The following is a 19,666-nucleotide window of genomic DNA, read 5'->3' on the forward strand; positions in this document are numbered from 1 at the left end:
GGCACGGATGATGCTGTAGGTATCACGCGTCGATGTTGACGGTGACTCAACCAGGAGTGTGGAAATGAGAAAGACGGTTCAAAAGGGTTTCACCCTGATCGAATTGATGATCGTCGTGGCGATCATCGGTATTTTGGCTGCAGTGGCATTGCCTGCGTATCAGGATTACACGGTGCGCGGTCGCGTCAGTGAACTTGCCATTATGGCTTCTGCCGCCAAGGTTACTGTTACAGAAAATATTTCTTCTAATGGGGGGACAATTGCCGCTGGTTCGTGTTTGGGTGTTGCCACATTCAGCACACCATCCAAGAACACTGCTAGCTTGGCGTGCGCTGATGCTAGTGGCGTTGTCACTGTTACCGGAACAGCTGCCGCTCAGAACGTTGTGCTGACTTACACCCCGGTTGTTGATACTGGAAAGGTAAAGTGGACCTGCACTACGCCAGCAGGGAATTTTAAGTATGTTCCCACTGAGTGCCGTGCCAGCTGAATATCGTCTAGCTGAAAAAAAGCCCCGCAGTGATGCGGGGCTTTTTTTGCATATGTCTTACCCATATATTTCGCAGATTTGGATTTTATTTCTGCTTTCCCCTAATCTAATATGGGCATATTTTGCTAATAATTTTTTTGATTCACTAATTCGTGGTGTGCCACCGTCTTTCGCGTTGGTAGTGGTGGTATTGGCGTGGTTTAGACGTTTAAAGTGGTTTTTTTTGATATTTCTTCCATTTTACGCCTTGCTTCCATTTGAGGTATTTTATGTGATTAGGTATCACGAGCCAAGTAACTCTAATGTATTGGCTGTAATTTTTGAGTCAAGTTATTCTGAGGCAAGTCAATACGTAGGCTTGCTATGGATTGTGGTACTTGTGCTGGCTATGTTGGCTATTGTTGCTTTGACGATAAAGATATCGAGAAGAAATGATGTATTTCAAAGAAGTAGAGCTTTGCAGTGGATTGGTTACGCAGGTCTGCTTCCTTTGATTCAATACGGATGGCTGGAATGGGATTGGAATGCGAAAAAAGACAATTTTTTCGATATTCAAACGGATGGTGTAAAGGAAAATATATCCCCTGTCACCGATGTTTCCACTCCTGCAGGGGCGATGCTAAGTGATTCTTATCCTGTTGGCGTGTTTTTTAGATTTCGGGATTATTTGGGAGAGCGGACTCGAACTAAGGCGGCAGCTACAGCAATTCAAACATACAAATTTCATGTTGTATCGAATAATGACATCGCTCGTGAGGAGGTGTATGTGCTGATAATTGGAGAGTCTTCCAGGCCGGATCATTGGGGTTTAAATGGATATTCACGAGATACGACACCCAGGCTGAATTCCATGTCCAATTTGGTGAGTTTCCGAAATGTAGTGTCTTCTTGGCAAGCAACCCGTCGTGCGGTACCTGTAATTTTGGTGGGATTTCAAGCTAATAACCATGTGGCCGCGGCAGGGAGGCCATCAATTGTCAGTCTCTTTAAGCAGGCTGGGTTTAAAACATATTGGATATCCAATCAAGCCAAACTGGGAATCCATGATTCGATCATTTCGGTGCATTCGCATGAGGCTGATGAGGTATATTTTACGAATCTGGCTGATCATACACAGCAAGGTAACTTCGATTACGAGGTTGTGAATATATTTAGGAAAAAGGCTATGGAGAGGCCTGGAAAGAAGTTTTTTGTGATTCACACAATGGGGAGTCACAAAGAGTATCGCAATAGATATCCGGATGAGTTTTCCAGATATGGCGGATTAATGCCTTATAACTCAGATGTGGCGCAAGTTGATGCATATGATAATAGTGTGTTTTATACGGATAATGTGGTGTCGGAGATAATAAAAGTCGTCAATGGGGTTGGTAATTCCTACTCGGCCGTATTCTATATATCCGATCATGGGGAGAATCTGCCGGAAAATGGCTGTTCCGAAGATGGACATGGGCGTCAAAATGAAGCTGACTTCAGGGTTGCATCGTTTATTTGGTTTTCAGACGATTTGCTGAGAAATCGTCCGGAGCTCTTAATCGCGGCCAAGCGAGGAGTAGAGTTTCCATATGAATCGGTAGGTGTCCTGCACACGCTTTCAGATGTTGCGAATCTTGCATTTCCAGAATTGGATGTGAGCAGGAGTTGGATTTCAGATTCCTGGATGAGTCGCGTTCGGTGGGTGAATGCGGTTCCTGACTTTGATTTGGCCAAACGGGTGGGCGAATGCAAAAGACTGAGAATAAAGTAATTTGGATATTGGTTGTGCTTTTTTTTATATCGGGATTTTGCGCTCTGCTCTATCAAATCGCGTGGCAGAGAATGTTGTTTGCATATCTTGGGATTGAGTTGTCAGTTGTAACTGTTGTGATTTCGTCCTTTATGCTAGGACTGGGTGGGGGGGGGCTTCTGGGGGGGGTTATTGCGGATAAATTCCCAGTTAAGGCAATTGAACTGTTTGCGGCTGCTGAAGTGGGGGTCGGGATTTTTGGTTTCCTTAGTCCTGTGCTCTTTCGAGTTGTGGGGGTTAATTTGCTCGGCGAGAATATATTTGTGGTGGCATTGTTCTTGTTCTTGTTATTGCTTACGCCGACCGCGCTGATGGGGGCAACGTTGCCCATCTTGGTAACTCACGCGACCCGATGTTGGCAGCATGTAGGAAAGTCCACTGGTAGCTTCTATTCCGCAAACACGCTGGGTGCGGCACTTGGGGCAGTCTTTACTGGTTTTGGGGCCTTTAATTTTCTGACATTAAACTGGGTCGTTTGCTGTGCGGCATGTGGGAATCTGATCATTGGCTCGAGTCTATTTGTATTTTTTATTCGAAAGCCATAGATGTGCGTAATTAGAGTTGTCTCATTTTTGGTTGGCTTTGTCAGTCTCTCGCTGGAGATAGTATGGCTTCGGGTGATTGGGTTTTATGAAGGGAATACTGCGCAGGTGCTATCGTTGGTACTTGGTGTTTATTTGATTGGAATTGCAGTTGGCGCCTTGGTGGGGAGGCATATTACAAATGGTCGTGAAACTCCTGCCATACGAAGGTATGCGGGGAGGGTGCTAATTGCTTCAGGTTGCATCGATGTATCTGCGCCTCTGATATTGATTGCTCTTAATTCTTCTTTTTGGACCAACTCGGTATTAATTGTTCTTGTTTTTCTTTGTTCGACGTCGAAGGCGGCAGTATTTCCCGTGGTTCATCACTTGGGAACCATTCCTGGTGCCGGGGATACAGGGCGTTCTCTCTCAAAGATTTATTTCTTTAACATTCTGGGTTCGACCGCTGGCCCGCTGCTTGTTGGATTTCTTGCGTATGACGTGCTCACAAGTCAGCAGATCATGGCATTACTTGGAATTTTGACAGTCGTTGCGGGTGTTGTGCTATTTGTGGATACAGGCTCTGTGTGCGTGGCAAGTTTAGTTGCTGTTTTAGGTCTTTTTCTTTTGTTTAAGCATGATCCGCACGGGATGATGAAGGCGCTGACATACTCAACTGGTGAAGATGTAATTCTGTATTTTAATGAAAATAAGTATGGGGTTGTCCATACATTTCGTGATGAAGAGGGGGGGGATGTTGTATATGGTGGTAATGTGTATGATGGGCGTATAAATATTGATCCTGTATCAAATGCTAATCGCATAGATCGACTATTGCTGCTTTCAGGTATGCATAATTCTCCGCGTCGGGTGCTTGTAATTGGCTTGAGTGGGGGGGCTTGGCTAAGGGTTATTTCAGATTTTCCTGAGGTTGAGTCAATTGATGTGGTTGAGTTAAATTCTGCATATCTTGGATTGATTGGGCAATATCCTGATATACGCGCCGCCCTGAAAGATCCTAGGGTTCGCCTCTATTTTGATGATGGGCGCAGATGGTTAAGCCGCTCGAGCGAGTCTGGCTATGATCTTGTGATCATGAATACGACATTTCATTGGAGATCGTATGCGTCGGGTTTGTTGTCGTTTGAATTCTTTTCTATTGTAAAGTCGCATCTGCTGGAAGGTGGTATTCTTGCATTTAATGCAACAGGATCTCCGGATGCATTGTTTACTGCGTCAAAGGTATTTAATTTTTCATTTAGAAGAGATGATGCAAACTTCGTCTATGCGAGTGATAGGGATTATTCAAGCTTGCCAGTGAATTGGGGGGCGGTGGAAGCGGTAGCGCTCCGACTGACCGGTGGAGACCGTAAGCAGGATGTAAAAAGGCGTGTCAATTCGATTGCTGCACATCATTGGATTTCTGCCAATGAAGAGGCGATTATTGCCAAGAGGCCTCTCGAGCTCATCACAGATCAAAATATGCTTACCGAGTACAAACGGGGTAGGTCTCACTGATGTCGGTGTTTAGTGAAATTGGACACCGAGCTTGTCTCAATGCTGATGCATGCCAAAACCCGCCCCCTCAATCCCTCAGGCGTGACGTTTTCTCCGGCCACCGGCTCGCCCACATTCAGCCCCACGCGGTTGAACATCCCTCGCCGAAAGGGGCGAACCATGGCCACGGCTTCTCCGTTGCGGACTTCCGCCCGGCTGAAAAATGAGCCCCACAGTTGGGTGAGCGCCATGGGCACCACGGGTACTTGGAGTCCGTCGGCCTGAGCCTGTTCCAGCACTTTCATGATGCCGCCCTTGAAGGGTTGCAATTGCCCATCGCGGGTGATGCCGCCTTCGGGGAAGACGCCCAGCAAGTCGCCCTCGCGCAGCGTTTGAGCCGCGGCGGCAAAAGCGGCTTCGTAGGCCGCAGCATCTTCCTTTTGTGGGGCAATGGGAATGGCTTTGGCCAGTCGGAACAAGGCGCCCAGCACGGGCACCTTGAAAATGCGGTGGTCCATCAGGAAGCGGATGGGCCGGGGGCTGGCCGCCATCAGCAGCACGGCATCCACAAAACTCACATGGTTGCAGGCCAAGATGGCCGGTCCGGTGGTGGGGATGTGTTCATCCCCTTGCACCCGGTAGCGGTACACCAGCCGAGACAGCACCCAGGCCACAAAGCGCAGCAGGTATTCGGGCACCAGCATGAAGATGTAAAACGCCACCACGGCATTGGCCAGACCCATCAGCAAAAACAGCTGGGCAATGCTGAATCCTGCGTGCAGCAGCGCACCGGCCAGGACCGAGCTGGCAATCATGAACAGGGCGTTCAAGATGTTGTTGGCGGCAATGATGCGGGCCCGGTGAGTGGGTTGGCTGCGCATCTGGATCAGCGCATACATGGGCACGCTGTAGATGCCGGTGCACATGGACAGCAAAGTCAGGTCCGCCAGCACACGCCAGTGGGCAGGTTCTGCCAGAAAAGTGGCCAATGTGAATGCCTGAGTGGGAGGCAAGCCTTGCGTGGCCAGGTACAGGTCCACGGCAAACACCGTCATGCCGATGGCGCCCAGGGGAACCAAGCCAATTTCCACATGCCGGTGGCTCAGCAGTTCGCACAGCAGTGCACCCACGCCAATGCCCACCGAAAACACCACCAGCAACAGCGAGGCCACTTGCTCGTTGCCGTGCAGCACGTCGCGGGCAAAGCTGGGAAATTGGCTGAGGAACACAGCGCCAAAAAACCACATCCACGAAATACCCAGCAGCGAGCGGAACACCACCAGGTTGCCATGCGCCAATTGCAGGTTGCGCCAGGTTTCGGTGAAGGGGTTCCAGTTGATGTGCAGGCCTGGATCAGTGGCGGGAGATGTGGGGACCCATTGCGCCAGACCCCGGCCCAGCAGGGCCAGCCCCACGCAGGCCGCCGCCACATACATGGCCCCAATGTCTGGCACCGCAATCAGCAGCCCACCGGCGACGTTGCCGAGCAATATGGCCACAAAGGTGCCCATTTCCACCATGCCATTTCCGCCGGTGATTTCCCGTTCGTTCAGGTGTTGTGGCAGGTAAGCAAATTTGACGGGGCCAAACAGCGTGCTGTGCAGGCCCATGAGAAACACACAGCCCAGCAGCAGGGGCACGTTGTGTTGCACAAAGCCCCAACCGGCCAAGCCCATGATGGCGATCTCCAGGCTTTTGACAAAGCGGATCAGCACCTCTTTGGGGTATTTGTCGGCCAGTTGTCCCGAGGTGGCGGAAAAGAGCAGGTAGGGGGAAATGAACAGGGCACCAATCACCAACCCGGCCAGACTGGGGGGCAGCCAGCTCACCTGCAGTTGGTACGTGACCAGCACGGTGAAGGCGAACTTGAACACGTTGTCATTGCCCGCGCCTAAAAACTGTACCCAGAAAAACGGTGCAAACCGTCGCTGTGTGAGCAATGCAAACTGGCTGCTGTGTTCAGCGCCATGCGAGGGGGCTTGGGGGGTGTGGGTGGCCGTGTGAGGGGCGGTCATGGTGGAAAAGTCTCCAAGCGCAGGGTTAGCGGGGGATTCTGCCGCAGCCCTTCACGGCGCCAAGCACCGGCAGCACTGCGGCAGCGGCAACAACGTGTTTGAGGGTGTGGCCGGCCACACCCTGGTGGCTGAGTTGCCAGACATCGGCATCGTGCAGCTCCAGCAGTTTGGCGACACCGTAAGCCAGCACCACCCAGCCATAGGACACCGGCAGGATGGGTTGCAGTGTCCGAAGGGCAATGGCCACCCAGGCCAGCCACAGCACGCCCCCAAACTGCAGCACCAGCCACGGGGCCATGTTGCCGTTGACGAGGGGCAGCGTAGCCGATGCCAGCCCCACGCCACACAGCGCAAGCCGCGCCCCTTGGTGCCACACGTCGGTTTGTGATGCCGACCCGGTGAGGCTGAGCATGCCGGCAAAAGCAATGGCCATGCCCATGCGGTCTGCCACCAGCGTGGCCACCGATGGGGCCCAGTGGTAGCAGGCCGAACCCGCCCCCGTCAGAACCATGCCCCACCACAGCAGGCGAAGCGAGGCCTGGGTGGACGCTGGCATCAGGGCCTGCCGGGTGCGGGCCAAACCCCACAGCCCCAGCAGCACAAAGGGGATGTTGCTCAACACGTCCATGGCATTGGGCACCCCCCACAAGCGGCGATGGTCGGCAAACGGGTGCGCAGGGTCTGCGGGGTGCTCGGCGGGCAGGTTGTGGCCGTGGACATCCAGGTGGAGGCCCAGGTGGGGCAGGAGGTCGGCTCCGCAGACCCAGGCGAACAACCACAGTGCGACCCAAAGGCCCAGGAACGTGCGGAAATGGAAGAGGTGTTTCATGCCGCCAGTGTGGTCAGCAGGCGGTGTTGAGAGAGGCAAAAATCAGCACTTACTGCAAATTGAGCGCCATGAGGTATCAAAATACGGTACTTATGAGCACCTCCATGGAATTGGTCAAAGTCATCAAGCACGAGCTGAAGCTGGCGCACATGACCTATGCCGACTTGGCCGCGGCACTGGGTTTGGCCGAGTCCACCGTGAAGCGCCTGCTGGCCAAGGGCGACATGCCCTTGTCCCGTGTGGACGACATCTGCCGAGCCCTCAAGCTGGACTTTTCAGAGTTGGCCCGCCGTGTGGCAGATGCGCAGCCCCTGCTGCAATGCATGACGCTGGAGCAGGAGCGGGCGGTGGTGGCCGACCGCAAGCTGTTGCTGGTGGCCATCTGCGTGCTCAGCCAGTGGACGCTGGAGCAAATCACGCGCGCCTACCGACTCTCGGAGGCCGAGTGCGTGCAGCGTTTGGTGCAGTTGGACCGCATCGGCATCATTGAGCTGCGCCCGCTCAACCGCTACCGCCTCAAGCTGGCCAAGGCCTTTCGTTGGCAACCCCAAGGCCCGGTGATGCAGTTCTTTCGGGAGCACGCCCTCTTGGACTATTACGCCGACGGCTTTGACGGGGATGGAGAGGGCTTGATGCTGGTCCATGGCTCCATCAGTCGGGCGCTGGCCCCGTTGTTCGTGGAGCGCTTGCACAAGGTGGCGCAAGACTTTGCGCATCAACACCAAGCCGACCAGAAGCTGGCCGAGCAGGCGCGTGAGGGCTACACCCTGCTGCTCGCCATGCGTCGGTGGGAGTTTGAAGCGTTCGCACAGCTCCGCCGCAGCGGATCTGGTCAATGACCTGCCGAGCCCAGGTCCCGGTCAATTCGCTGCACCAGCAGCAATGCGCCTTGGGACATGGCCAAAGCCCGCGCTTGCTCCAATGTGGCGCAAGTCCGCAAACCGTCTGTCTGGCCCAACGAACGGTGGCACAGTGCCTGAACACGGAGGAACTCCGCTTCCAGGTAATGGTCCTCGTTGCGTTGGCAGGCTTGCAGCAGGTACTTGGCACATTCCAGTGCTTGAAGGTGCAAGCCCAAATGGTGCAAGGCGTCCAGCAGGAATGAGCCGTAGGTGGTTTCGATGGATCGGTGGGCAGAACTGCCCGCCCCGGCCCCTTGCTGCACCAGGGCCAGGGCATCGGCTTGCCCCAGGCGGACACGCGCCCAGCCTTCCAGCATGGTGGCACTGGCGGCCCACTGGCCCAGCCGGTGGCGTTGGGCCAACGAAACCACGGCCTGGGTGTGGGTCAGCACCTTGTGTGGTTCGTCAAGGTGGCGGTGCAACACCGCGGCGAAGGTGAGTGCAAAACAAAGGGTGTGGACGTGCTCATTGGCGTGTGCTTGTCTGAGCGCCTGCGCCATGTGGTCTTGCGCCGCATCCCCCTCCCCCAGGAAGCACAGCGTCCAGGCCAGGAACGAACGGGCCAGGACCTGGGTGTCTTCGCCGGTGATGGGCATCAACGACGCGGACGTCACCCCGGGATGGTCCGCCGCTGCCTGCTGCAAATGGTGGCGAGCCTGCTCGAAGCGCCCCAGCCAAAACAGGTTGTTGCCATAGGCGTAGTGGGTGACGATGCGGTGCTCTGCTCGCCCGGTGGCTTGCGCCAACTTGTCCAGCAACGCCACCATGTCCAACGATGCCAGCGCGTGTTGGTTGGACGCACCGCCCAACCAAAGGCCGTATTGCGCGGGAAACACCTCGGTGGGGCTGGTCGCCCAGTTGGCCAGCGCCATGGCTTGCACAAAGCACTGGTGGGCTGAGGCTGCGCCATATCCCTCCAAGGCGACCAGGGCCTGACCCTTGAGCTTGTGCACCGAAAACGCCAGGCGCTGGCGCACCGCCTCGTCGGCGATGTGGGGCAGCAACGCCGTGGCGGCGTTCAGGTGGCTGAGGGCTTCGGTGTGGGCACTTTGCTGCATCGCCTGGCGACCCGCCTGCAGCCACAGTTCCAGGCTGGGTTCCAGGTCGTCGGCTTCGCGCAGGTGGAGTGCCAAGACCTCGGGTGCTGCATGCGGCCCCTGGGGGCGAATGTCCGACAAGGCCTTGGCAATGGCTGCGTGAGCCACCTTGCGTTGGCTGCGCGTCTGGGTTTCGTAGGCAGCAGCCTGCACCAGCGCATGTTTGAACTGCCATTGGTGTGGGCCAAGGGGCTGCAGCAGCCCGTGCGCTTGCAACACGGACAAGTGTGTGCCAATGGTTTTCTCGGGGGCGTCAGCTGCGGCAACCAGCACGTCCTGGGCAAAGGTCCGTCCCAGCGTGGCGGCCAGCTGAGCCGTTCTTCGCGCCTCACCGACCGCGTCGAGCCGACTGTGCAGCAGGTCTTGCAGGCTCAGGGGCAACGAAGGCGCATATGCCGACGGGCGTGTTTGGGGCTGGTGGGCCATCAGCGCCAGCTCTTCCGCGAACAGGGCGATGCCATCGGCCCGGGACACGATTTGCTGCACCGTCTCCTCGGGCAGCGCGCCATGGGCTTGCACCAAGGTCGCCATGGCGTGTGTGTCCAGGGGGGCAATGTCCCACACCTGGGCGGGGGCCACGGCCTGCACCGTTTTCGTGACGGGACGGGAGGTCAGCAGCGTCATGGCCTGCCCGTGGGTTTGCGCAATGACGTGTTCCTGCAGCCACTCGCGGGTGGATGGGTCGCACCAGTGCAGGTCCTCCACCAACAGCAGCCCTCGACGTCCGGTGTGGTGGTGCAGCAATGCCGTCAGGGCTTCAAACACAGAGGTTCGGTCCCTGATGGCGGGGGGCGAGTGGGGGGGCTGGTCGGGGTTTTCATGCAGCCACTCGGCCAACGCTTGTGCCGAGTCGTGGCCTTGCAGGGCCGATGTTTGCAGGGCCTGCGCCAAGCGGCGGCCGGTGTCTTCCAGCGACCCAAGGGGATGCACGTCCAACCACCGTTGCAGCCAGGTCCGAACGGGGTGCAAGGGCGACTGGTCGTGTTCCGCGCTGCATTGCAGTTCCACCACCGGCACGCCAGCCACGGTGAGCGTGTGCGCAAATGCCCGAACGAGTCGGGACTTTCCAATGCCGGCCTCGCCTTGCAGCAGCAGGGTGCGGGGGCTGTCAGGGTTGGGGTCCTGCCAGAGCGCATGCAGGCGCACCAGATCTGCCTGACGCCCGATCAGGGGCGTGCTTTGCGGGACGGCGTCCAGCCGGGTTTGCGCCCCGCTGGCCCGCCGAACGCCATAGAGCCGGGGGACTTGATTTGCGCCTTGGGCGGGTGGAATGGGGTGGGGCATCACCTCAAAGTAGCCCCGGACAAGGTGTTCGGTGGCCTCGGTGATGAGCACAGACCCTGGCGGCGCATCCTGACGGATGCGGATGGCCACACCCGAGGTGACACCGGCCACATCAGGGCTTGGTGCATGCGGATGGACCACCATGAATCCACTGTGGATGCCGATGCGCAGGCCGAGGCCCGTGGGCAGCGAATCGCGAATCCGCAAGGCCGTGCCCACCGCCATGTGCGCGGCGTTTTCGCGGGCCAGGGGGTAGCCAAAGTACGCCAGCACCCCCCCGCCGTGGCGCTGGACCACATGCCCTCCCCGTTGTTGAATCAGGGATTCCGCGTGGGCTTGGGGGACATGCAGTGCTTCGGCAATGGTCTCCAGGTCGTCTTCGCCGGGCAGGCTGAGTTCGACATACACCACCGTCACCAGCCGCCGCTCCGCGACTTGAGCGGGCCAGGTGGCAGGGCTGGGCGCGGGCTCGGTGGCGAGGGCGTTCCATTCTCCCGCCTGGATGCGTTGACACAGCTGACGTGTGGCGTCTTGCGGATGGACGCCGAGGTCGTCGAGCAAGCGCTTGCGGAAGGCGTCGAATTGCGCCACGGCTGCGGCGGGTTGGCCCTGTCGGGCCAGCAACTGCATCAGGTGGCGCTGGCCCGTTTCGTTCCACGGGTCCAATGCCACCACCTGGCGGGCGTGCGTCAGCGCCTGCATCAGGTTGCCGGACTGTTCGTGCCCGCGGCACAGCTGCTCGTGCAAGCCCACGGCATGCAGCTTGAACGTTTCGCGTTGGCCCTGGCACCAGTCTTCAAAGTTGGGGGCCCCCGGAAGGTCCAGTCCGCTCAAGAACTCGCCTTGATGGCAAGCGGCTTGGGTGGCCAGCCGTTCCAGACAAGAAGGGCACCAGGCCTCGCGGGCGTGGTGAGGGCAAGGGGGGAGCGGGCAGGACAGCTCGTTCACATCGGCCCACAAGGCCGCATCGGGGTGGAGGCGGATGCGGGCGCCATCCACCTGCAGGAGTGGGGGGGCTCCAGGTGTGTCCAACGCCTGTCGCAGGCTGGACAACAACTGGCGCAGATGCCCCGCCGATCGGATGCCCAGCAAGTCGGCCAGGTGGGCGCGGGCATGCCACCCTTTTTCCACCAACAGGTAGGCGAGCAGCCCCCAGGCTTTGCGGTAGGCCAGCCCAGGCAAGGTGACGCCCTGGCGCTCCAGTCGAAGGCCCCCCAGCAGCCAGACCTCGGTCAAGGGTGGCGTTGCGGGGGCATCAACATCTGCAATCAGGGCGTTCGAACGACTCACAAGCCATTGCTTTCCGAAGGGGGGAGGCAATGGTAATTCGCCGTTCATGCACGCGGGGGCAACCCAGCATGCGGCCTTCGCGTTCGTCGCGCAGATGCCACGACAAGGCACTCAGCCCAGCAGGGTGCCCAGGTCAAATCCCAGGTCCTGGGCCTGCTCTGGGCTGGGGTGGCGGCCTGCGTCCAGCAGCTTGCGGGCCTGCAAATGGTCTTTGGCGGCGTTCACGCTGTCCACGGCCACCAGGCGGCCGCCGTTGAAGTGGTACACGCTGAACGACGGGCCGCCCAGTTCACCACGCACCACCCATTGGTCGGCCCCGGCACTCAAGCCCGCCATTTGCAGCTTGCGGTCGTACTGGTCGCTCCAGAACCAGGGCGTGGCGGTGAAGGGGCGCTCCTGCCCCAGGATGGCCGCCGCCACGCTTTTGCCTTGTTCGGTGGCGTTCTGAACCGACTCCAGCCGAAGCAGCGCGCCGTCGGGCAGCCGCCGTGCGGTGCAATCGCCCGCGGCAAACACGTGCGGGTCGGTGGTGCGGCCACAGGCATCGACCACGATGCCCCGTTCGCAGTCCAACCCGGCGGCCTGGGCCAGTTCGTCATTGGCCACCGCGCCCACGCCCATCAGCACCAGCCCGGCGGGGAGCACGGTGCCGTCGGCCAGTGCCACGCCGTTCACCCAGCCATCAGCGTTTGCGGTGAGGTGGGTGGTCTGCGCACCCAGCACCAGCTGGACGCCGTGGCCGCGGTGCAGTTGGGCGTACCAGTCGGACAGGGCCGGGGCCAGCACGCGCCCCAGCAGCCGGGGGGCGGCTTCCAGCACCGTGACCGCCAGGCCTTTTTTGCGGGCGGTGGCGGCCACTTCCAGGCCGATGAAGCCACCGCCCATCACCACCACGGGCAAACCGAGTGCGGCACAGCGGGCCAAGCCGTCGCTCAGGGCACTGGCGTCGTCCCGGGTGCGCAGGGTCAACACCCCGTGCGCGTCTGCGCCCGGCAGGGGCAGGCGGCGGGGGCGCGAGCCGGTGGCCAGCACCAGGGCGGTGTAGGGCAGGGTGCTGCCGTCGGCCAGTGTCACGCACCGTGCGGCGCGGTCCACGGCCGTCACCCGCGCATGGGTGCGCAGGTCGATGTGCTTGCGCGCCAGCATCTCGGGGGCGCGCATTTGCAACTGGCCCGCGTCCATCTCCCCCGACAGCCAGGCTTTGGACAGCGGCGGGCGGTGGTAAGGGCCGGTGGGCTCGTCACCCAGCAGGGTGATGGGGGCGGTGTACTGCGCGGTGCGCAAGGCCTCGGCCGTGGACAGGGCCGCCTGACCGGCCCCCACGATGACGGTGCCTGCGTCAGGCGTCTGGGGCGCGGTGGCGTTCATGGGGTCCCCAGCGTCACTCTTGGGTTTCGGGCAGGTGCACCACCAACCCCTCCAGCGCCGGGCTGGCCTTGATCTGGCACGCCAGGCGGCTGTTGGGGCGGCGTTCGGACGCCACGTTGTCCAGCATGGCCAGTTCGGCCTCGCTGGCGGGCAACACCTTGGCCAGGAAGTCGTCGGCCACGTAGCAGTGGCAGGTGGCGCAGGCGCACGAGCCACCGCATTCGCCCAGGATGCCGTCCACGCCATTGGCGGTGGCGCCCTGCATCAGGTTCCAGCCATCGGGCAGGTTGACGGTGGTGGCTTGTCCGTTGGCTTCGACGAAGGTGATGTTGGCCATGGGTGTCTGTCTCTTTCGGTGGTTTGCGTGTGCTTCAGGTGCGTGCCAGGGTCAGCACCAGCGGGCTGCGGAAGGTGGACGAGGGCATCCAGGGCAGTTGGTCGGCCACCCGGCGGTAGCTGGGCACCACCTTGTGGAATTCCTCGAACGCGATTTTGACCGCCAAACGGGCAATGGCCGTGCCCAGGCAGGCGTGCACGCCACCGCCAAAACCCAGGTGCCCGCGGGGCTTGCGGCCCAGGTCGTACACGTCTGGGTTGGGGTACTGGCGTTCGTCGCGGTTGCCGCTGCCGTAGGCCAGGCACACAAAGTCGCCTTCTTTCATGGTCTGGCCGTGCAGGGTCACGTCCTTCATGAGGCGGCGGCGGAAGCGTTGGGCCGAGGTGTTGAAACGCAGGCTTTCCTCCACGGCGTCGGGCAGCAGTGCGGGGTTGGCCACCACGGCGGCCTGGGCGTCGGTGAAGGTGGCCAGGTTGTAGGCCATCATCATCATGAAGCCGCCCAGGCTTTCCACTCCGGCCATGATGAGCGTGGTGGTGGTCAGCAGCACCTCGCGGTCGTCCAGTCGGTCGCCGTCGATTTCGGCCATGGCGAAGTGGCTGATCAGGTCGTTTTGCGGGTTGGCGCGGCGCAGGGCAATGACCTTGCTGGCGTAGTCCTGCATCCAGTTGTACGCGGCGATGTGCTCGGGGCCTTTGGCGCGGGTGCGGGCATCGCTTTGCACCATCAGCACGGCGTTGTCGCGCACCTCCTGCTCGGGCACCAGGGCGTCGGCCCCCATGGGCAGGCCCAGTGCGGCCATCAGCACTTTCACGGTGAACTGGGACGACACCTCCTTGAAGTCGAACTCGTCCACGCCGTTCAATTGGCCGAACACCTGCTTGGCCACGTCGCGGATGGGTTCTTCCAGCGCCAGCAGGTTGCGCTTCATGAAGGCGTGCTGGATCAGGCCACGCAGGCGGTCGTGCTTGGGTGGGTCGGAGCTGCCCAGCGTGGCCCCGGCGCGGCCTGGCAGTTCGGTCATGAGGTTGCCGCTGGCGCTGGAGTAGGTTTGCCAGTCGTTGAGCGCGGTCACGATGTCGCTGTAACGCGACAGCACCCACATCTGGGCTTCGGCGCTCCAGAAGCAGGGGAACTCGTCGCGCAGGCGCTTGTAAAACGGGAACGGATCGGCGTCCACCGCCGGGGAATACGGGTCGAAGGCGAACATGCTTGTCTCCTGTTGTGGTTTGGGGTGGGTGGACTTTAGGTTTCCAGCCCCTGCGTTGCACGGTACAAATGCCTGTTCAATCGGGTACTTTTGGTTCATTCTTGGGGCATGCGCCAAACGCCTTCACCTCGCCGTTCGGGTATACCCGCAGCCCCGCCCGCCATTCCGCGGTTTGACCTGTATGGAGAGGTCGCTGGTTCAGCGCCTGAATTGCTGCACGTTGAGGAGGTGCAGGCCCGCAGCAGCCAGTACCAGTGGGAAATCGCCCCCCACCTCCACCAGGGCCTGTACCAGGTGTTGTGGGTGCGGCAGGGCTCGGTCACCGTGGCCTTGGACGAACAGCGCACGGCGCTGCCCGGGCCGGTGGCCATCGTGGTGCCCCCGGCGGTGGTGCACGGGTTCCAGTTTGCGCCCGGGACCGACGGCTGGGTGCTGACGCTGTCGAGCCGCTTCCTGTCGGAAGGGGACTTTCAAACCGTGGGGGCCGCCTTCGAAACCCTGTTTGCCGCCCCGCGCGTGCTGGACATGCGCGACGATGCCGAGGGCGCCCAGCGCCTGGACGCCCTGATGCGCGAGCTGGCGGCGGAGTTCGCTTGGGGCGGCCTGGCGTCCAACCCTTCTCCCACGCCCACCTGGCTGGCCCGGGCCTTGTTGTGGCGTCTGGCCCATGTGCAGGACGCGCAAAGGCCGCACAAGGCCGGGCACCCGCGGCAGGCCTTGTTCACCCGGTTTCTGGCCCTGGTGGAAGCTCACCACCTGGCGCACTGGACGGTGGCGCAGTACGCCCAGCGCCTGGGGCTGAGCACCGCCCGCCTCAACCGCCTGGTGCGTGCCGCCAGCAACCGCAGCGCCCAGGCGCTGGTGCACGAGCGCCTCACCCGCGAAGCCTGCCGCCGCCTGCTGTACGTGGCCGCCCCCGCGGCCAGCCTGGCGCTGGAGCTGGGGTTTGACGACCCGGCCTACTTTTCGCGCTTCTTTCGTCGGCAAACCGGCCTGAGCCCGCAGCAGTGGCGTTTGGCGCAGCGCCGCTGAGGGTGTATAGGTTGCTATATTTGCGATAGCTGCTCACGCTTTATTCATAAGCGCTGAGTGCCATTTTTCTTTGATTTTTCTGCGCAAAGGGGCGACTGTCAGGTCACGGCTGGGGCAGGCACACGCGCCGTGGGGCGGGGCTTACATCTCTTGTCGCGCCTGCCGCCACACCGCCCAGCCGCCTTGCAGGGCCAAGGCGGCCATCAACCCGGCCACCAGCAGGTCGGGCCAGGCCGACCCGGTGCCGAACACGCCCAGCGCGGCCAGCATCACGGCCACATTGCCAATGGCGTCGTTGCGCGAGCACAGCCACACGCTGCGCATGTTGGCATCACCCTCGCGAAAGGCGTACAGCATCACCGCCACCCCCACGTTCACGGCCAGTGCCAGCAGGGCCACCACACCCATGGTCAGCGCGTTGGGGGGCGTGCCGTGCCACAGCGACCACAAGGCATTGCCCAGCACGTACACCCCAAACCCCATCATGGACAGGGCCTTGACCGCCGCGGCCTTGGCGCGAAAGGCCAAGGCCGAGGCCAGCACCGCCAGCGACACGCCGTAATTGAGGGCATCGCCCGCGAAGTCGATGGCATCGGCCAGCAACGACAGCGAGCCCGCCTGTGCACCCGCCAGCAGCTCCACAAAAAACATGGCCGCGTTGAGGGCCAGCGCCGTCCACAGCACGCGGCGATAGCGGTTGAGGTTGACGATGGATTCAGCGGGCGGCGCGTCGTGGCAGCACTGGCCGTGGCAGTGTTCGGACATGGGTTTCTCCTTCAATGCCGCCATTGAAAACCCTGGAGTCGCTACAGTGTCAAGCATGCAAATCAAAGACTTGGCGCGCCGCACCGGCGTGGACGTTGAAACCATCCGCTACTACGAAAAGCAGGGCCTGCTGCCCGCCCCCGCCCGCCGCGACAACGGCTACCGCGACTATGGCGACGCCCACCTGGAGCGCCTGTCCTTCATCCGCCATTGCCGGGCCTTGGACATGCCCCTGGCCGACGTGCGCCAGTTGCTCGGTTTTCTGGACCAACCCGCCGAGGGCTGCCTGGACGTGGAGGCGTTGGTGGACGACCAACTGGCCCGCGTGCGGGCGCGGCTGGCCAGCATGCAGGCGCTGGAGAAACAGCTGCTGCAGCTGCGCGCACGCTGCAACGGCGGCCATGTGGCGGCCAACGGGCAGCGCCACTGCGGCATCCTTGACGAGCTGGTGGCCGCGGCGCACGGCGAGGCTTGCGCTTGCCACGCCGATGCCTGAATCCCGGGCCGGAGGTCAGCCCGCCAGCAGCCCCCGCAGCCAGCGGTGCGCCTCGTCGTGCTGGTGGCGCAGGTGCCAGATCAGGTACATGGGCAGCGGCGGGGTGGGCAGCGGCGGCTCGGCGCTGGCCAGCTCGCGCAGCAGGTGCTGGCCCAGCAGGCTGGGCGCGGTCACCAGCAACGGGCTGTGGCGCAGAAAGGCCGCCACCCCACCAAAGCCGGGCACCGTGGCCACAAAGCGGCGCTGCACGCCCTGCTGGGCCAGCAGGGTGTCCAGGCTCAAGGGGCGCTGCGCCTCGTACAACACGGTGATGTGGTCGCTGGCCAGGTAGTCGGCCAGGTCGGCGGGAGCGCTGCGCTGCGCCGGGTCCCAGAACACGCGGTAGCGGTCCTCGAACAGGCGCTTTTGCACGATGTCGCTGCCCTCGGGCGGGCGCGGGCTGATGACCAGGTCGCACTGCCCACTGCGCAGCATGTCCACGCTGGGCACGTTGGACGGCAGCACCCGCAGCGTGACGCCCGGGGCCTCGGTGCGCAGCCGCGCCAGCAGCGGGGGAAGCAGCACGTCGCGCTGCAAATCGTTGGCGGCAATGGTGATGTGGGCCTGCCAGTGCGCCGGGTCGAACGCGCCCAGGTGGGCAAACGCCTGCAGGCGTTGCAGCAGCTCGCGGGCCTCGTCGGCCAGCCGCACCGCCCGCGCCGTGGGCACGATGCCGCGCCCGTTCTTGACAAACAACGGGTCGCCCGTCAGGCGGCGCAGCTTGTCCAGTTGGTGGCTCACCCCCGACTGCGTCACCCCCAGCGCCACCGCCGCGCCGGTGATGCTGCCCGCATCCACCACCGCCACCAGCAGGCGCAGGGCGTGGGTGTCGAGGTGGTCAGCCATGCGCGTGGATCCGATGATTCAATGGATGGGATGGATCAAAAACATCCAAAAACATCCAAAAACATCCATAACCGTTTCCCATGCTTTCCTCGGTTACTTATCCGCGGTGTAGTAGGCCGACCTGCGCTCACCATGCTGGATCAGGGCACCTCGGGCCTTGAGTTTCTTGATCAGTTCCTTGGCCTGTCCCTCGCTGAGCCTGCACAGACCCATCACGTCCGCCCGTTTGATTTGTCCGTGTTGGCGCACGTAGTTCAGCACCAGTTGCTCGTTTTGAAGAGCGGTAAAGCCCGCCTGACGGGTGTAGGCTGCCCGGTTGCCTTGCTGCTGGTACACGGAGGCTGACAACGTGTAGCTGCGCCCGCGTGCTGTGCCGTGTGCTTCCACCAGCCCGGCTTCGGCCAGGGCTTCCAGCGTGCGCTTGGCGTTGGCTGCGTCGCGCTGGATGCGTCCGGCCAGTTCATCGGTGGTCACGCGTTTGAGTTCGCGTACCGATGCCAGCGCAATCAGGCTGTCAATGGGCAACTCACCACTGCGACGGCGCTCTTCTTCCACCACCATGCGGCGAAAGTCCAGGTCTGCGGCATCGGTGGGCAGGCGCACCACGACATTGCCACTGTCGGTTCGGCCGTAGTCCGGTGCCGGTCGACCGAACTTGAGCATGCCTCGGTAAATGGTGTCTACTCCCCGGCCCGAGCGCTCCACCAAGCCCACGCGCTTCATGGCATCGGCCAGTGCACGGTTGCGTGGGCGTGGTTCGGTGGTCAGCAGGTTGGCCAGTGTGACGCCGTCGACCAGACCGCCGGGGTTGCTCACCGTCAGTCCCGTGTCGTCGAGTCTCACGTGCACGGCACCCAGACGGTGGTAGTCGCGGTGGATCAGTGCATTGGCCACCGCCTCGCGGTAGGCCCCCATGTCCACCATGGGCACTGGCACCCGGAACAGGCCCACCTGAAGCTCTTGTTCAGGGTTGTAGGGGCGAAAGTTGGTTTCCAGCCAGTCCAGCGCCTTGAGCAGCGGAAAACGCCTGAATTCGTTGAAACGGACCGCTTCCCGCTCCAGCACTTGAAAGGCAAACTCGTGCGTGGGAACCCGTTCGCGCAGCGCGGACTCGCGCCCCACCATCAACAGGCCGCACAGTGTGGGTACGCGGCTGCCGTCGGGTTGGCGTGTGGTGAAACCCAATGCTCCGTCCAGCGCCTCGTCGTCCAGTTCCAACAACACGCGATCGCCCCCGTATTGCTGCACTGCTTGGCGCAGGCGCTCGCGTTCCAGCGGGTCGAAATCGGCCAACGTGGCATCTGCAACAGGCTGAGCCGACGTGTCGGCCAGTCCCAGGTGGGCGCGTCGGCTGGCGCGGTCGTGCGGCAGCATGGGGGTGCACTCAGGCGTGCCGTCGTGCCTGAGGCGGCGGCGCAGGTACACGCCCGCGGCGGTGGACACCTCGGTTTGCGCCTTGGGTACGGCGATGCGGGCCACCCGAGTGGTGCCCAGATCCACAGGGGTCACCTTCACTGACACGGCGGGCGAGGTACGCGCGGCCACCAGCCCAGGCAGGCCAGCCAGCAACCGATGCTCGGCATGCAACCCCGTGGGGGTGCCGTCATCTTCCACCCCCAGCCAGATTTCGCCCCCTTCGGCGTTGGCCAGGCAGACCACCGCGTCAATCAACTCTGTGTCGGACAGGCGTTTGCGGTCGCTTTTGAACTCGACGGTCAGAGACTCAGAGGGCGGCAGGTGAGGGATCATGCGGCAGCGGTTTTGAAGGTATGGCGTTGCGGCCAGGGCCGACGCTGGGCTTCGGATGATTCTAGGTTTCTGGCTGAGCTCAATTCGAAAAACTTCATGCATCAAATGAT

Annotated in this window: 16 protein-coding genes; 7 read left to right on the forward strand and 9 right to left on the reverse strand. The window is 61.3% G+C overall.

What is annotated here, in order from left to right:
* Window positions 1-64 precede the first annotated feature (64 nt).
* From ACYVB7_RS14575 to ACYVB7_RS14590, 4 genes are read left to right on the forward strand one after another with little or no spacing between them, the layout of a single operon-like run.
* Complete coding sequence (locus ACYVB7_RS14575) at window positions 65-490, forward strand: pilin (protein ID WP_460508983.1); 426 nt, start codon at window positions 65-67, stop codon at window positions 488-490.
* On the forward strand, window positions 462-2,237 hold the full coding sequence (locus ACYVB7_RS14580; RefSeq protein ID WP_460508985.1) for a sulfatase-like hydrolase/transferase: 1,776 nt from the start codon (window positions 462-464) through the stop codon (window positions 2,235-2,237). Before ACYVB7_RS14575 ends, ACYVB7_RS14580 begins: the two co-directional genes overlap by 29 nt.
* Complete coding sequence (locus tag ACYVB7_RS14585) at window positions 2,213-2,821, forward strand: fused MFS/spermidine synthase (protein ID WP_460508988.1); 609 nt, start codon at window positions 2,213-2,215, stop codon at window positions 2,819-2,821. The genes ACYVB7_RS14580 and ACYVB7_RS14585 overlap by 25 nt, the downstream gene beginning before the upstream one ends.
* A 27-nt stretch (window positions 2,822-2,848) precedes the next feature.
* Window positions 2,849-4,318: a spermine/spermidine synthase domain-containing protein gene (locus ACYVB7_RS14590; RefSeq protein ID WP_460508990.1), complete on the forward strand. Its 1,470-nt coding sequence runs from the start codon at window positions 2,849-2,851 to the stop codon at window positions 4,316-4,318.
* Here the strand turns inward: ACYVB7_RS14590 and ACYVB7_RS14595 are convergent.
* Complete coding sequence (locus ACYVB7_RS14595) at window positions 4,312-6,312, reverse strand: acyl-[ACP]--phospholipid O-acyltransferase (protein WP_460508992.1); 2,001 nt, start codon at window positions 6,310-6,312, stop codon at window positions 4,312-4,314. The genes ACYVB7_RS14590 and ACYVB7_RS14595 overlap by 7 nt on opposite strands.
* A 25-nt stretch (window positions 6,313-6,337) precedes the next feature.
* The gene (locus ACYVB7_RS14600) at window positions 6,338-7,141 is read right to left on the reverse strand and encodes a hypothetical protein (protein WP_460508994.1); all 804 of its coding nucleotides are present in this window, start codon (window positions 7,139-7,141) and stop codon (window positions 6,338-6,340) included.
* Window positions 7,142-7,233: 92 nt separating this feature from the next.
* Here ACYVB7_RS14600 and ACYVB7_RS14605 point away from each other — a divergent pair, with 92 nt between their 5' ends.
* Window positions 7,234-7,980 carry a helix-turn-helix domain-containing protein gene (locus ACYVB7_RS14605; protein ID WP_460508996.1) on the forward strand — a complete coding sequence of 249 codons (747 nt, stop codon included), beginning with the start codon at window positions 7,234-7,236 and terminating at the stop codon, window positions 7,978-7,980.
* Here ACYVB7_RS14605 and ACYVB7_RS14610 read toward each other — a convergent pair.
* The 4 genes from ACYVB7_RS14610 to ACYVB7_RS14625 all read right to left on the reverse strand — a co-directional run bounded on the left by ACYVB7_RS14610 (window position 7,974) and on the right by ACYVB7_RS14625 (window position 14,629).
* Window positions 7,974-11,714: an AAA family ATPase gene (locus tag ACYVB7_RS14610; protein WP_460508998.1), complete on the reverse strand. Its 3,741-nt coding sequence runs from the start codon at window positions 11,712-11,714 to the stop codon at window positions 7,974-7,976. The genes ACYVB7_RS14605 and ACYVB7_RS14610 overlap by 7 nt on opposite strands.
* 111 nt (window positions 11,715-11,825) lie before the next feature.
* Window positions 11,826-13,082: an NAD(P)/FAD-dependent oxidoreductase gene (locus ACYVB7_RS14615; protein WP_460509000.1), complete on the reverse strand. Its 1,257-nt coding sequence runs from the start codon at window positions 13,080-13,082 to the stop codon at window positions 11,826-11,828.
* A 13-nt stretch (window positions 13,083-13,095) separates the two neighbouring features.
* Complete coding sequence (locus ACYVB7_RS14620) at window positions 13,096-13,419, reverse strand: 2Fe-2S iron-sulfur cluster-binding family protein (protein ID WP_460509002.1); 324 nt, start codon at window positions 13,417-13,419, stop codon at window positions 13,096-13,098.
* 34 nt (window positions 13,420-13,453) lie between these two features.
* Window positions 13,454-14,629 (reverse strand): cytochrome P450, encoded by a 1,176-nt coding sequence (locus ACYVB7_RS14625; protein WP_460509004.1) that lies wholly within the window; start codon window positions 14,627-14,629, stop codon window positions 13,454-13,456.
* Between the two features lie 210 nt (window positions 14,630-14,839).
* Here ACYVB7_RS14625 and ACYVB7_RS14630 point away from each other — a divergent pair, with 210 nt between their 5' ends.
* Window positions 14,840-15,661: a helix-turn-helix domain-containing protein gene (locus tag ACYVB7_RS14630; protein ID WP_460509006.1), complete on the forward strand. Its 822-nt coding sequence runs from the start codon at window positions 14,840-14,842 to the stop codon at window positions 15,659-15,661.
* 141 nt (window positions 15,662-15,802) lie between these two features.
* On the opposite strand, the gene ACYVB7_RS14635 is transcribed toward ACYVB7_RS14630, so the two are convergent.
* Window positions 15,803-16,426 (reverse strand): cation diffusion facilitator family transporter, encoded by a 624-nt coding sequence (locus tag ACYVB7_RS14635; protein WP_460509009.1) that lies wholly within the window; start codon window positions 16,424-16,426, stop codon window positions 15,803-15,805.
* A 55-nt stretch (window positions 16,427-16,481) separates the two neighbouring features.
* On the opposite strand from ACYVB7_RS14635, the gene ACYVB7_RS14640 reads away from it, so the two are divergent.
* Entirely contained in the window at window positions 16,482-16,922 is a 441-nt protein-coding gene (locus tag ACYVB7_RS14640; protein ID WP_460509011.1) for a Cd(II)/Pb(II)-responsive transcriptional regulator, read from the forward strand.
* 15 nt (window positions 16,923-16,937) lie between these two features.
* Here ACYVB7_RS14640 and ACYVB7_RS14645 read toward each other — a convergent pair whose 3' ends face one another.
* A complete protein-coding gene (locus tag ACYVB7_RS14645; protein ID WP_460509013.1) occupies window positions 16,938-17,807 on the reverse strand; it encodes a LysR family transcriptional regulator in 870 nt (289 codons plus the stop codon).
* Between the two features lie 93 nt (window positions 17,808-17,900).
* Window positions 17,901-19,556, reverse strand: a complete 1,656-nt coding sequence (locus ACYVB7_RS14650) for a DNA glycosylase AlkZ-like family protein (protein WP_460509015.1) — start codon at window positions 19,554-19,556, stop codon at window positions 17,901-17,903.
* Window positions 19,557-19,666: the final 110 nt, after the last annotated feature.

This window comes from Hydrogenophaga soli, from assembly GCF_054777695.1.

What these genes read in the sequence shown, in the direction of transcription:
- ACYVB7_RS14575 (WP_460508983.1), top strand. Translation starts at nt 65, where the DNA reads ATGAGAAAGACGGTTCAAAAGGGTTTCACCCTGATCGAATTGATGATC.
- ACYVB7_RS14580 (WP_460508985.1), top strand. Translation starts at nt 462, where the DNA reads ATGTTCCCACTGAGTGCCGTGCCAGCTGAATATCGTCTAGCTGAAAAA.
- ACYVB7_RS14640 (WP_460509011.1), top strand. Translation starts at nt 16,482, where the DNA reads ATGCAAATCAAAGACTTGGCGCGCCGCACCGGCGTGGACGTTGAAACC.
- ACYVB7_RS14635 (WP_460509009.1), bottom strand. Translation starts at nt 16,426, where the DNA reads ATGTCCGAACACTGCCACGGCCAGTGCTGCCACGACGCGCCGCCCGCT.
- ACYVB7_RS14645 (WP_460509013.1), bottom strand. Translation starts at nt 17,807, where the DNA reads ATGGCTGACCACCTCGACACCCACGCCCTGCGCCTGCTGGTGGCGGTG.
- ACYVB7_RS14650 (WP_460509015.1), bottom strand. Translation starts at nt 19,556, where the DNA reads ATGATCCCTCACCTGCCGCCCTCTGAGTCTCTGACCGTCGAGTTCAAA.
- ACYVB7_RS14605 (WP_460508996.1), top strand. Translation starts at nt 7,234, where the DNA reads ATGAGCACCTCCATGGAATTGGTCAAAGTCATCAAGCACGAGCTGAAG.
- ACYVB7_RS14620 (WP_460509002.1), bottom strand. Translation starts at nt 13,419, where the DNA reads ATGGCCAACATCACCTTCGTCGAAGCCAACGGACAAGCCACCACCGTC.
- ACYVB7_RS14625 (WP_460509004.1), bottom strand. Translation starts at nt 14,629, where the DNA reads ATGTTCGCCTTCGACCCGTATTCCCCGGCGGTGGACGCCGATCCGTTC.
- ACYVB7_RS14615 (WP_460509000.1), bottom strand. Translation starts at nt 13,082, where the DNA reads ATGAACGCCACCGCGCCCCAGACGCCTGACGCAGGCACCGTCATCGTG.
- ACYVB7_RS14595 (WP_460508992.1), bottom strand. Translation starts at nt 6,312, where the DNA reads ATGACCGCCCCTCACACGGCCACCCACACCCCCCAAGCCCCCTCGCAT.
- ACYVB7_RS14585 (WP_460508988.1), top strand. Translation starts at nt 2,213, where the DNA reads ATGCAAAAGACTGAGAATAAAGTAATTTGGATATTGGTTGTGCTTTTT.
- ACYVB7_RS14600 (WP_460508994.1), bottom strand. Translation starts at nt 7,141, where the DNA reads ATGAAACACCTCTTCCATTTCCGCACGTTCCTGGGCCTTTGGGTCGCA.